The 12870-nt window shown below is 62.6% G+C and carries 12 protein-coding genes; 6 read left to right on the top strand and 6 right to left on the bottom strand.

Annotated elements, in window-relative coordinates:
• Positions 1-45 precede the first annotated feature (45 nt).
• Together V5279_RS38880 and V5279_RS38875 are read left to right on the top strand one after the other, a co-directional pair.
• Positions 46-396 (top strand): Hsp20/alpha crystallin family protein, encoded by a 351-nt coding sequence (locus V5279_RS38880; protein ID WP_338692172.1) that lies wholly within the window; start codon positions 46-48, stop codon positions 394-396.
• Positions 380-2584, top strand: a complete 2205-nt coding sequence (locus V5279_RS38875) for a bifunctional acetate--CoA ligase family protein/GNAT family N-acetyltransferase (RefSeq protein ID WP_414645875.1) — start codon at positions 380-382, stop codon at positions 2582-2584. Before V5279_RS38880 ends, V5279_RS38875 begins: the two co-directional genes overlap by 17 nt.
• Here the strand turns inward: V5279_RS38875 and V5279_RS38870 are convergent.
• On the bottom strand, positions 2554-2964 hold the full coding sequence (locus V5279_RS38870) for a hypothetical protein (protein ID WP_338692171.1): 411 nt from the start codon (positions 2962-2964) through the stop codon (positions 2554-2556). The genes V5279_RS38875 and V5279_RS38870 overlap by 31 nt on opposite strands.
• A gap of 183 nt (positions 2965-3147) precedes the next feature.
• Here V5279_RS38870 and V5279_RS38865 point away from each other — a divergent pair, with 183 nt between their 5' ends.
• From V5279_RS38865 to V5279_RS38855, 3 genes are read left to right on the top strand one after another with little or no spacing between them, the layout of a single operon-like run.
• On the top strand, positions 3148-4260 hold the full coding sequence (locus V5279_RS38865; protein WP_338692170.1) for an ABC transporter permease: 1113 nt from the start codon (positions 3148-3150) through the stop codon (positions 4258-4260).
• A gap of 2 nt (positions 4261-4262) precedes the next feature.
• Positions 4263-5000 (top strand): ABC transporter ATP-binding protein, encoded by a 738-nt coding sequence (locus V5279_RS38860; RefSeq protein ID WP_338692169.1) that lies wholly within the window; start codon positions 4263-4265, stop codon positions 4998-5000.
• A gap of 17 nt (positions 5001-5017) precedes the next feature.
• Complete coding sequence (locus V5279_RS38855; RefSeq protein WP_338692168.1) at positions 5018-6124, top strand: ABC-type transport auxiliary lipoprotein family protein; 1107 nt, start codon at positions 5018-5020, stop codon at positions 6122-6124.
• A gap of 82 nt (positions 6125-6206) precedes the next feature.
• On the opposite strand, the gene V5279_RS38850 is transcribed toward V5279_RS38855, so the two are convergent.
• The 5 genes from V5279_RS38850 to V5279_RS38830 form a co-directional block, all read right to left on the bottom strand.
• A complete protein-coding gene (locus V5279_RS38850) occupies positions 6207-7391 on the bottom strand; it encodes an acetate/propionate family kinase (RefSeq protein WP_338692167.1) in 1185 nt (394 codons plus the stop codon).
• A 28-nt stretch (positions 7392-7419) separates the two neighbouring features.
• Positions 7420-9831 (bottom strand): phosphoketolase family protein, encoded by a 2412-nt coding sequence (locus tag V5279_RS38845; RefSeq protein ID WP_338692166.1) that lies wholly within the window; start codon positions 9829-9831, stop codon positions 7420-7422.
• Positions 9832-10148: 317 nt separating this feature from the next.
• Complete coding sequence (locus tag V5279_RS38840) at positions 10149-10406, bottom strand: hypothetical protein (RefSeq protein ID WP_338692165.1); 258 nt, start codon at positions 10404-10406, stop codon at positions 10149-10151.
• 27 nt (positions 10407-10433) lie between these two features.
• The gene (locus V5279_RS38835) at positions 10434-10826 is read right to left on the bottom strand and encodes a hypothetical protein (protein ID WP_338692164.1); all 393 of its coding nucleotides are present in this window, start codon (positions 10824-10826) and stop codon (positions 10434-10436) included.
• A 185-nt stretch (positions 10827-11011) separates the two neighbouring features.
• Complete coding sequence (locus V5279_RS38830) at positions 11012-11236, bottom strand: hypothetical protein (RefSeq protein WP_338692163.1); 225 nt, start codon at positions 11234-11236, stop codon at positions 11012-11014.
• Between V5279_RS38830 and V5279_RS38825 the strand changes: the two genes are divergently transcribed.
• A complete protein-coding gene (locus V5279_RS38825; RefSeq protein WP_338692162.1) occupies positions 11235-12869 on the top strand; it encodes a methyl-accepting chemotaxis protein in 1635 nt (544 codons plus the stop codon). The two genes, V5279_RS38830 and V5279_RS38825, sit on opposite strands and share 2 nt — an antisense overlap.
• The last annotated feature ends 1 nt before the right edge of the window (position 12870 follow it).

Below are 12870 nucleotides of genomic sequence, written 5' to 3'. Positions count from 1 at the left end.
CTGACTAGCTTTGCTTCGCGAGCGACACTCAAGCAGGAGGTCCTGATGGCTAACGAAGTGATCCCCGTTAGAACCGAGCGCGCCATGGCGCGGCGGGAAAACAACCCCTTCACGTTTCTGCAGCAGGAGATCGACCGGCTGTTCGACGGATTCGGCCGCAATTTCCCGGCGTTCGCCGCGCCGCAGGCGATGATGCTGCGCATGGACGTCAGCGAGACCGACAAGACCGTCGAGATCTCCGCCGAGCTGCCTGGCCTCGAGACCAAGGACGTTCAGCTCAATCTCGCCGACAATACGCTCACGATCCGGGGTGACAAGAAGAGTGAGCGCAAGGAGAAGGACAAGGACTATCGCATCGAGCTGGTCTCCGATCGATACAATGGTCGATGTCGCTGATTTGCTCGACTATTTCGCGCAGGACGATCACACCAGCGCGATCCTGCTCTACATCGAGGCCGTCAAGGATGCGCGTAAGTTCATGTCGGCCGCCCGTGCCGCGGCGCGGCTCAAACCGCTGATTGTCGTGAAAGCAGGCCGGATGGCGCAGGGCGCCAAGGCCGCGGCCACCCATACCGGCGCGCTGGCCGGTTCGGACGCAGTCTATGACGCGGCGTTCCGCCGGGCCGGCATGCTGCGCGTGTACGACCTTCGGGAATTGTTCGACTGCGCCGAATTGCTTGGCCGCGGCTTCGTTCCGCGCGGCAACCGGCTGTCGATCCTGACCAATGGCGGTGGGCTCGGCATCCTCGCGATCGACCGGCTGGTTGAGCTCGGGGGCGTTCCGGCGAGTTTGTCGGCGGAGACGATTGCGGCGCTCGATCGGGTTCTGCCACAAGGCTGGTCTCGCGCCAACCCCGTCGATATCTCCGGTGACGCCGATGCTGCCCGCTACGTGTCGGCGCTCGACGCATTGCTCGAGGACACTAACAGCGACGCCGTGCTGGTCATGAACGTGGAAACGGCGGTCGCGCCGACCGAAGGAATCGCCGAAGCGGTGGCACAATGTGTTCGTGAACGTCGGACCAGGAAGATTGACGTTGCCGCGCTGGTGCTTGCATCGTGGGATGGTGCCGATGAGCGCACCGCGACAACCTTCGAGGCTGCCCGCGTCCCGCATTTTCCCACTGAAGATGACGCGGTGCGCGCTTTCATGTACTTGGTGAGATATCGCGAGGCCTCCAACGCGTTGGCCGCAACTCCGCCCAGTATCGCCGCGACGTTTGCGCCGGAGACGGTAGCAGCACGGCGCATGATTGCGAAAGCGCTGTCCGAGGGGCGAGGATGGCTTGACCCTGTTGAAATCGTGGCCCTGTTCAAGGCGTACGAGATTCCGATCGTTCCAACCGTTGTGGCCCGTGATGCCGACGAAGCCGTGGACAAGGCCTCGCCCTTTCTTGCGCAAGGGCTTGCCGTAGTGGTGAAGCTGTTCTCTCGCGACATCAGGCACAAGTCGGACATCGGCGGTGTCATTCTCGGCTTGCGGACTCGCGAGAGCGTCGTAGAGGCGGCCAGAACGGTGCTGGCGCGCGCTCGTGCCGCGCGGCCGGATGCTGCCCTGCAAGGTGTGACGATCCAGCCCATGATCGAGCGGCGGGCGGCACGTGAGCTGATCCTCGGCATTGCCGACGATCCGACCTTCGGTCCGGTCATCGTGTTTGGCCGCGGTGGGACCGCGGTCGAGGTGATCGACGACAAGGCGTTGGCGCTGCCACCCCTCGACATGAACCTGGCACGCGACCTCATGGGCCGCACCCGGGTCTCGCGGCTGCTTGCCGCCTACCGCGACGTACCTGCCGTTCCGGAAAATTTCGTCCCGCTTACCCTCGTCAAGCTGGCGCAGATGGCGGCCGATATTCCGGAAGTCGCAGAGCTCGATATCAATCCGCTGCTGGCGGATGAAACCGGCGTGCTGGCGCTCGACGCGCGCGTCGCAATCCGTAAGCCCGCGCGGCTGTTTGCCGGCCAGACCCGTCTCGCAGTGCGGCCCTATCCGTCGCAGTGGGAGGGTGAGCTTGCCCTGAGGGATGGCTCGCGCGTCGTGGTGCGGCCGTTGCGGCCGGAGGATGAGCCCATGGTGGAGAGCTTCTTCAAGCGAGTGACCGCCGAAGATCTCAGGCTTCGTTTCTTTCAGGCGATGAAGAATTTCTCGCACGCGTTCATTGCGCGGCTGACCCAACTCGACTACGCGCGTGCGATGGCCTTTACGGCGCTGGATCCGAGCACCGGCGCTATGGTGGGAGCAGTCCAGCTTCATTCGGACTCGCTCTACGAGAATGCCGAGTACGCTATCCTGTTGCAGTCCGATCTCAAGGGCAGAGGATTTGGGTGGGCGCTGATGCAGCTTCTGATTCAGTATGCGCGGTCGGAAGGGCTGAAGCGGCTGTCAGGTGAAGTGCTGGCCGAGAACACCACCATGCTGAACATGTGCCATGAGCTCGGGGTCACGGCCGTGACAGAGCCGACCGACCACCGGATCGTCAATGTCGTCCTCGACCTCTCCCTTCCGGTGGTGGATGCCTTGGGGGCCGACATTCTGATCCGGCGCAGTCGCGATCAAAGCGGCGTGACGGCAACGACACGATAGGGATGCATGCCATCCGCCTCGCGGACGGAGACATACTCGCCGAGCCGGAAGCGCTCATTGCCGAAATGATGGCCGGCTTCATCGGCTGTCGAACCAGCCACGTCGTAGTGGAAGCGCCAGTTGCTGCCCGGACCATGAACGAGGTGACCGAGCTGATCGTCTTCCGCGGGGCGCTGGCGAACGACGCGGCAGGCCTCGCGGTGGGCTTTCCAGGCTTCGACATCGATCCGCGACGCCGTGTCGAGCGGGGCGACGATGATATAGCCGATCGCGGACGCGCCCTCGGGGTGATCGTGCTCGCGCGCGCGTTCGAGCCGATCCTGCCTGAACGAGTGCGGCAACACAGTGTTTTGGAGAGGCGTGAAGGCGGCGCGATTCATCAGAAATCTCCCTGAACATGTCCGAGGCTGCCCGGCAACCTATTCAATTCTAGTCCTGCGGCTCGCCAAGCCGTTGATTTGGGTCAAGCGCATGTCTGGGAGCACACGGTGAGGCCGGTTGCGCTGGGTCAAACACAGCCGTCTCCAGCAGCCTAAGGTGACCTGTAAATTGGAGTCCGAATCTTGCTCAACGCCCCGGCACTTTCAGCGAATGCGGACGATCCGCGCGTGTTTACCGCATGTGGGGCCTGGAACGTTGCCAATGTCGAGCGGCTGGAGCGGCTGTGCGAGGGGGCGGCGCGCGCCGACATTGGGGCGATTGATCTGCGTCGCGTCACTGCGCTCGACACGGTGGGGGCTTGGCTGCTCGAAAGGCTGGCCCGCGGCGGTGGCACCAGGGCAGCGCTCACCGGTGCCGATGGTCCATATGGCGACCTGCTGGAAGAGGTACGAGGACTGAACCGTTCCGGCCCCGCCGAACGCAGATCGGTCAATCCCGTGCTGCAGAGGCTCGATCAGCTTGGCCGCGGCAGCAGGCGGCTGGCGTCCGATTCGGCGGCATTCCTGCATATGCTCGGCGCCTTCAGCGCAGCGTTGCTCGGCATTCTCAGGCATCCGCGATCGTTCCGACTGACGTCGACCGTCTATCAGTTCGGCCGGGTGGGCTGGCAAGCGGTGCCGATCATGGTGCTGATCACGTTCCTGATCGGCGCCATCATTGCTCAGCAAGGCATCTTCCATTTTCGCCGCTTCGGTGCGGAATCCTACGTCGTCGACATGGTTGGCATCCTCGTGCTGCGCGAGATTGGCGTGCTGATCGTGGCCATCATGGTCGCCGGACGCTCTGGCAGTGCCTATACCGCCGAGATCGGTGCGATGAAGATGCGCGAGGAGATCGATGCCCTCAGCACCATGGGGCTCGATCCTATCGCAGTCCTGATCCTGCCGCGGATCCTGGCACTGGTGGTGGCGCTGCCGATTCTCGCCTTTATCGGCTCGCTCGCAGCGCTCTATGGCGGCGGGCTCATCGCCTGGCTCTATGGTGGCATGAGTCCAGCGATCTTCATCGCACGCCTTCACGACGCGGTTTCGGTCACTCATTTCGAGGTCGGCATCATCAAGGCGCCATTCATGGCACTCGTGATCGGGCTTGTCGCGGCGGTGGAGGGATTGAGCGTCAAGGGCAGCGCGGAGTCGTTGGGGCAGCAGACGACGGCGTCGGTCGTGAAATCGATCTTCCTGGTGATCGTGCTCGACGGGTTGTTCGCGGTCTTCTTCGCTTCGATCGGGATGTAGCCATGGTCGACGCGCCAGCGATCCATATCCGCGACCTCGTGGTCGGCTTCGGCGAGAAGATCATTCTCGATCATCTCGATCTCGACGTGAACGACGGCGAAATTCTCGGCCTCGTGGGCGCGTCCGGCGGCGGAAAGTCGGTGCTGATGCGGACATTGGTCGGTTTGCTTCCGAAGCGGAGCGGGCAGATTGATTTCGCGGGCGCCAGCGACGACGAACGCCGCTGGGGCGTGCTGTTCCAGCAGGGGGCGCTGTTCTCGGCCTTGACGGCTCGCCAGAACATCCAGTTTCCGCTGCGCGAGTGCGCGCGGCTGTCGCCAGGGCTGCTGGACGAAATTGGGGACGCCAAGCTCGAGATGGTCGGCCTGACGCGCGAAGACGGGGACAAGTATCCGTCCGAGCTCTCGGGCGGCATGACCAAGCGGGTTGCGCTCGCGCGGGCACTGGCGCTCGACCCCTCGCTGTTGTTTCTCGATGAGCCAACGTCCGGTCTCGATCCCATCGCTGCGGGCGAATTCGATACCTTGATCCGGACGCTGCATCGGACGCTGCGTTTCACCGTGTTCATGGTGACGCACGACTTGAACAGTCTGCAAGCCATCTGCGACCGCGTCGCCGCGCTTGCCGACGGCAGGATCGCAGCAATCGGGCGGCTGTCATCGGTGCTCAAGTCCGATCATCCCTGGGTCCAGGCCTATTTTCATGGAGCTCGGGCGCAGAAGCTGGGCCTCGGCAACTAGGCAGAGAGAGACGCAAAATGGAAATCCGCGCGCCCTACATTATCGTCGGTGCATTCGTATTGTCGGCAATCGTCGCCGTGTTCGGCTTCGTCTACTGGCTGAACAATTTCGGTGGAATCGGAAAGCGGGAGACATATCAGCTCGTCTTTACCGACCCAGTGCCGGGTCTGCTCGTCGGGGCAGGCGTTCTCTTCAATGGCATCCGCGTCGGTGAGGTCACAGCCCTTGAACTGGTTCCGGAACGCCCGCGCGAGGTTCGCGCCAGGATCGCAGTCGCCGAGCGCACGCCCGTGCACACCGACACGCGTGTCGGCCTCGATTTCCAGGGATTGACCGGTGTTCCGGTGATTGCGCTGGAAGGCGGAGATGACTCCCAGGCGCCGCCGGCACGCGAACCGCTGGTGGCCGAAAAGGGCGCCGGGCGGAGCATGACGCAGGCCGCCCGCGATGCGCTACGCAGGGTCGATGCCGTCCTGTCCGACAACGCCGCGCCGCTGCACAGCACGATCGACAATCTCAGCACGCTCGCCGAAGGCCTCGCGCGAAACACGCCGAAGCTCGATGGAATCGTGGCCGGACTTGAGCGCATGACCGGCGGTGCGCCCGCGCCGCGCAAGGTAGCGTACGACCTTCACGCGGTGGACGGATTCGGGGCGCAACGCCATGCGAATCTGCCTGTGCAGCTGGTGATGGCGGAGCCGACCGCGATCGCCCGCCTCCAGACTCAGCGCTTTTTGTTCACGCCCGATGAGGAAACCCAGGGATTCGAAGGTGCGCAGTGGAGCGACAGTCTCCCGGTGCTGGTGCAGGCGCGGTTGCTGCAGAGCTTCGAGAATTATGACGTCGAGCATGCGCCACTGCGCACCGACAGCGGCATAGAAGGTGCGCCGCGTCTGCTGATCGACCTGCGCCGGTTCGAAATTGTGCAGGGGCCTCAACCGCGCGCGACGATCTCTCTGTCCGCGAAGATCGTGGATCGAAATGGTCAGGTAAAGGCTGCGAAGCTTCTCGAGGGATCCGAAGCAATTAGCTCGCTGACACCGTCCGAGGCGGCCGCTGCCTTCGATAAGGCTTTCGGCGCCCTCGCAAGGGAGCTCGTGATGTGGGTTGCGGCGACGGACTGAACCAGATCGTTGCAGGGTCCCACAACGAACGTCCTGGATCAGATTTGCTCGGCGGCTGCTGCCAAGCCAAGGTCGTCGCGACCTAGCGAGCTGTGACCAGCAGGCTGTGGCAATGGCGGGCAATACTGACTTCCTCATTGGTCGGAATGACCAGAACATCGACCGGGCTGCCCTTCGCGGCGATACGCTGCGCGCCCTGAGAATTTGCGGCTGCATCGATGCTGACCCCGAGCCAGGAGAGGCGATCGCAGATGCTCTGACGGATTTCCGGGGCGTGCTCACCGATGCCGCCGGTGAATACCAGGCCATCGAGACCGGCGAGGGTATTTGCCATCACGGCGACTTCTGCGGCGACACGAAATGTGAAGAGATCGACGGCTTCGCGAGCCGCAGGATCGTGGCTCGCCAGCAGGGCGCGCATGTCGGCTGACACCCCGGAGACGCCGAGCAGACCCGAACGTTCGTAGAGCAGGTGCTGCACGTCGTCGACCGACATTTTCTCTTCCTGCATGAGATAAAGCAGCACGCCGGGGTCGATCGTTCCACAGCGGGTCCCCATCACGAGACCGTCGAGTGGGGTCAATCCCATTGTGGTGTCGACACTGTCGCCCTTTCGCAAGGCGCAGAGGCTCGCACCATTGCCGAGGTGTGCCACGACGACGCGCTTGTCGGCCGATTGCGGCGCGATCGCGGCGAGCCGGCTGGCGACGTATTCGAAGGAGAGGCCGTGGAAGCCGTAGCGGCGGATGCCGCGCTCCTCAAATTGCCGCGGAATGGCAAAGCGGCTCACTGGCGGCGCCAGGCGGTGATGGAAAGCCGTATCGAAGCAGGCGATCTGCGTCAGCTCCGGCTGCAGCGACAGTACGGCCCGGACCGGCGCCAGACAGCGCGGCTGGTGCAGCGGCGCCAGCGGCGTCAACGCCTCCAGCGCAGCGAGAGTCTGCCCTGCGATGACGACCGGCCCGTAGAACTCGCGCCCGCCATGGACGATGCGATGGCCGACCGCGGCGAGCCTGCCGCCGTCGAGATAGTCCTCGATCCAGGCAAAGATATCGCCGAACAGACCGTTGTCTTCCAACGTGCCGCTTGCGCGGCGCTTCTCGAACAGCTGGTTGCCCGAGTCATCGCTCACCACGATGCGCGGGGTCTTCTCCTGCTCGTCAAGCAGGCCCTTGCATTGCAGCTTTGGCTCGGCCGGCGCGACGTCGAACAGGCCGAACTTGATGCTGGACGAGCCGGCGTTGAGAACCAGGACGCTGTCGCACATAGACGGACTCCCTCGCGTATTCGCTGCCTCAGTCAACGGATTTATGGCCTGTCGTGCCGTAGGGCCAGACCCAGTCACGGATCTGCGGCATGTCCTCGCCATGCTCGCGCACGTAGCGCGTATGCCCGATCAGGGCGTCACGGAACTGCTGTTTGACGTGAGCGGCCGCGATGTCGAGCCCGGGCACGCGTTCGATTGCTTCGATGGCGAGATGGAAGCGGTCGAGGCCGTTCAATACCACCATGTCGAATGGCGTCGTGGTGGTGCCTTCCTCCGCAAAGCCCCGCACGTGCATTCCGTCGTGATTGGTGCGGCTGTAGGTCAGGCGATGGATCAGATAGGGATAGCCGTGATAGGCGAAGATGACAGGCTTGTCGCGGGTGAACAGGCTGTCGAAGTCGCGCTCGGACAGGCCGTGCGGATGCTGCTCCGTCGGCTGCAGCGTCATCAGGTCGACCACGTTGACGACGCGGATCTTCAACTGCGGCAGCGCCTTGCGGAGCAGATCGACGGCGGCGAGCGTCTCCAGCGTCGGAACGTCGCCGGCGCAGGCCATCACCACGTCTGGTTCGGTGCCGACTGCTTCGGTTCCGGCCCATTTCCAGATGCCGATGCCCGCCTCGCAATGGGTGATCGCGTCGCGCATCGAGAGCCATTGCGGCGCGGGTTGCTTGCCGGCGACAATCACATTGATGCGGTCATAGGTGCGCAGGCAGTGGTCTGCGACCCAGAGCAGGGTGTTCGCATCAGGCGGGAAGTAGACACGGACGATGTCGGCCTTCTTGTTGGTGACGAGATCGACGAAGCCGGGATCCTGATGACTGAATCCATTGTGGTCCTGACGCCAGACATGCGAGGTGAGGAGATAGTTCAGCGACGCGATCGGCCGCCGCCAGGGTAGCGCCCGCGAGACCTTCAGCCATTTGGCATGCTGGTTGAACATCGAATCCACGATGTGGATGAAGGCCTCATAGCAGGAGAAGAAGCCGTGGCGGCCGGTAAGCAGGTAGCCCTCGAGCCAGCCTTGGCAGAGATGCTCGCTCAGGACCTCCATCACGCGGCCGTCATGGGCGAGGTGGACGTCATAAGGTTCGATGCCCTCCATCCAGACCCGGTCGGTGGCCCCGAAGACCGCGTCGAGCCGGTTGGATGCGGTTTCGTCCGGACCCATGATGCGGAAATTGCGGGCCTCCGCATTCAGCTCTACGACCTCCCGCAAGAACTTGCCGAGTTCTCGCGTCGCTTCGGCGACGGCGTCGCCCGGAGCGGTGACCTCGACCCCATGCGCACGGAAATCCGGCAGCTTCAATTCCCGCTTCAGGAGGCCCCCGTTGGCGTGCGGGTTGGCCCCCATCCGACGGTCGCCTGCGGGCGCAAGGGCTTGCAGTTCAGGTACGAGCCGGCCGTTCGAATCGAACAGCTTGTCGGGCTCGTAGGTGCTCATCCAATGTTCGAGCAGTTTCAGATGCTCACGGTTGCCGCGCGGGTTGGCGATCGGCACCTGATGTGCACGCCAGAAGCCTTCAACCTTCAGCCCGTCGACTTCCTTCGGTCCGGTCCAGCCCTTCGGACTGCGCAGCACGATCATCGGCCATCGCGATCGCTTAAAGCCACTGGTCTGCTGGCGCGCGGCTTGCTGGATCGAGCGGATGCCGGCGAGCGCGGTGTCGAGCGTGTCGGCCATCAACCGATGCATGGCATGCGGATCGTCGCCTTCGACGAATAGCGGCTCATAGCCATAGCCAGCGAAGAGGTTGTGGACTTCCTCGTCATCCATCCGCCCCAGCAAGGTGGGATTGGCGATCTTGTAGCCATTGAGGTGCAGGATTGGCAGCACTGCTCCGTCATGCACCGGGTTCAAGAACTTGTTGGAATGCCAGGACGCCGCGAGCGGGCCGGTTTCCGCCTCGCCGTCACCGACGACGCAAACGGCAATCAAATGGGGGTTGTCGAACACTGCGCCATACGCGTGAACCAGTGCATAGCCGAGCTCACCGCCTTCGTGGATCGAGCCGGGCGTCTCCGGCGCCGCGTGGCTCGGAATACCGCCGGGGAAGGAGAACTGGCGGAACAGCTTGCGCAAGCCGTCCGCGTCGCGCGTCACCTCCGGGTAAATTTCCGTGTACGTGCCTTCGAGATAGGTGTTCGCGACCATGCCGGGACCGCCATGGCCGGGACCGCAGACGTAGATGACGTTGAGGTCGGAGGCTCGGATCGCGCGATTGAGGTGGGCATAGATGAAATTGAGCCCCGGCGTGGTGCCCCAATGTCCAAGTAGGCGCGGCTTGATGTGCTCGGGCTTCAGCGGCTCCTTCAGGAGGGGATTCGCCAGCAGATAGATCTGTCCAACGGAGAGATAATTGGCGGCTCGCCAATAGCGATCGAGCAGCTCAAGATCATCCGTGCGTGCTTGCTCGTTTGGAGTGGTCGCAGATTGCATGTCGCTCTCCTGGGAGTAAGGGATGACCTCGGACGCCGCTATCGGTTCCACGTTAGAGGGCGAATATGACGGGAATGGCTTGAGCCAGCTCAAAGATGCACGCCAATTCGGACCGGATCGTCAACGTTCCCACTGACGTGCCTGCGCTCTGTCGTCAGCTCACCCGGCGGGACAAAAAGATGCCCGGCAAAAGAGAGCCGGGCATTAAATATCGAGACAACCTCCCGGGAGTATGGGGTGCTCGTCCTAGTAACTTTATGTAAGCATGCAGCGGCCCGCGGCGATTTGAGCCAGCGCAAGGAATCTCAGATTGCTCATTACCGCAAATGGGGGGCGGATTGCTCTTGCTCCAGGTCGTTTGGCACCATTCCATATGTCCTCAGCACGGTGGTTCTCGTCTCCGGATAGCCGGTACAGACGACAGCTGCGGCACCAGCGTGGCCGAATGTCTTCCATAAGTGCTTGGCATGCTCTATCGCCGCTGCAGGACTGCCGCACTTGGCCTGCTGGCCCGGAACGAGCCCGCCATCGGTCCGGTCGTACGGCAGGGCAATGAAATGCGTGATCCCGTCCATTGATGCCCCTTTCTCGTTCGGTCGACGTCACTCAGCAAAGCATTGTGCGATGACAGCTATCTTGAACTGCTTCAGCTCATTTCGTTTGACCCGGATCAAGGCGGAATAGGCGCATTTCGTTGCTGTTGGTGGCCTCGAAAGGGGGGCTTGCTTGCCATTGAGCTTCCTCGTCTCGAATATGGGCTGGTCAGGGCAATGGGAAACCTCGTGCACTTTCCGGAATCGCGCCGGGCGAACCACGAAGAGGTGGCGTCGGGAGCGGACATTCGCCATTCCGTCCGCCGCGTGTTGTTGATGCTCGAACTGCAACTGCTCCAGATCAGCGGCTTGGTCGCCGGGTATCCGGCCGGAGCGGCCAGGACGAAGCTGCAGCAGCAGCACGACCGGCTGCTTGGTCGCCTTGCGGTCGCGCGACAGCATGCGCGAGCGCTCATCGGCGATTGATGCCGGCTCACATCGTTGGCGATCGATCGCCCTGTTCGTCGCTATGCGAAAAATGAGCTCTGCTGCAGAATTCCGATAGGGGATTTTACGTGAGTTAAATCTTGCGGCTCAATAGTCCGCACCGGCTCAGGTGATCCCATATTGACTTGCGCGTGCCTAGGTCAGATCGGGTAACCCGTTTGCATTAAATCAGTTGGTGAAAAGCGATGAATTTCAGGATCTCTCTGGCGCAGCGCATCTACGCAATTGTTGGGCTGAGCTTTTGCGGGCTGACCGGGCTGGCCGCTATCCAGGCAAGCAATCTGGCAGATGCGTTGCGCGCGCAGCGGCAGGGTGAATTGAAGCACCTTACTCAGTTGGCCCTGAGCATCGCGCAGGAGGAACATGACGCCGCCGCCAATCGTGGGGGAGTTTGTCGAAACCGTGAAGCAAAAGGGCGAGGGGTTTGTCGACTATCAATGGCCTAAGCCGGGCTTGGATACACCGCAACCGAAGCTGTCGTTTGTCGCGGGCTTTCAACCGTGGAATTGGGTCATCGGGACAGGCGTGTACATGGACGATCTCCAGGCTCAGCTCTGGGAACGGGCGCGAAGCATCGTCATCGTTGCTGCGGCAATCGTTATTTCCGTCGGGCTGATAACTCTGTTGCTTGCGCGACGGATATCCAGAGCTCTGGTTACAATGACGGGCGCCCTCAACCGTTTGAGCGGGGGTGACTTCGATATGAAACTCCCTGGGCTCGGGCGGCCCGATGAGCTGGGCGACATGGCACGCTCGATCGAACAGTTCAGGGCCAGAGCTGCCGAGAAAGTTCGCGAAGAGGCGAGGCAAGACGAGGAAAGGCGGCGCGCTACCGAGGAAGCCCGGGCATTGGCGCTGCAGCAGATGGCCGCGAACGTCGAAAATGCCACCAAGGTCGCTGTCGGCGAAGTTGCGTCCGGCACGGATCGCATGACAAGAAACGCGTCCATGATGAGGGATACGGCGCTGATGCTGGAGAGAAACAGCAGTAGCGTTGCAGCGGCTGCCGAGGAGGCGCTCGCCAACGCCCAGACGGTCGCAAGAGCATCTTCCCAGCTGGCTACTTCGATATCGCAGATCGCCGATCAAGTGGGAGCGTCGCGTTCGTTGACGCTGGAGGCTGTGACGGCATCGACACAAGCCCAGGCGACAATCGTCAAGCTGTCGGAAGCTGCTTCGAAGGTTGGAACTGTGACGAGCCTGATCAGCGAAATTGCCGGCCAGACAAATCTCCTGGCATTGAACGCGACGATCGAAGCCGCGCGGGCCGGAGCTGCTGGTCGCGGTTTCGCAGTCGTTGCGGCCGAGGTGAAGTCGCTGGCCGAACAGACCGCGAGGGCAACAAACGAGATCGCGCAGCAAATCACCGAGATCCAGGAGGCAACGCATGCTTCGGTTGCGTCCATGAGCACCATTGGTGAGGTCATTCGCAGCGTCGAATCCGTATCAGCCGCAATCTCAGCCGCGGTCGAGGAGCAAAACGTCGTCACGGCCGATATATCGCGGACGGTCGAAGAGACCTCGCACGCTGCCCGCGAGGTGGCGTCTCAAATTGCCTCGGTGTCTGCCGAAGCGGTTGAAACCGGCCGACGTGCGTCGGAGATGCACAACGGATCAACGGCAATTGCCGAGAAAGTGGCCGAGCGGCGCACGACGCTTATCCGTGTCATTCGTACGTCGATTACCGATGTTGATCGTCGGCGCTCGTCACGCGTTGCGCTTCGACGATCCGGTACCTTGGTCTGGCGCAGCGAGACGAAGCGTATCGAGGTCCGCGACGTGTCGATGGAGGCGGTATCGATCGAGTGCGCATTGCCGGACGCAGCGACAGGCGAGCCCGTTGAACTGGCGATTGATGGGCTCTCGTTCCGACTTGGCGGTGTCGTCGCGCGTATGGATCCCGGCTCGGTATTGATTAACCTGAATCTGTCGCCCGAAACCGAGCAGAAGTTGGCTGCGGTACTCTCGAGCGAGTGCGCGCGTTCGGCAGCAGCTTAAG

The organism is Bradyrhizobium sp. 26S5 (genome assembly GCF_036923295.1).
In the GTDB taxonomy this organism is placed as follows: Bacteria; Pseudomonadota; Alphaproteobacteria; order Rhizobiales; family Xanthobacteraceae; genus Bradyrhizobium; species Bradyrhizobium septentrionale.
This window is presented reverse-complemented; position numbering and strand designations above follow the sequence as displayed.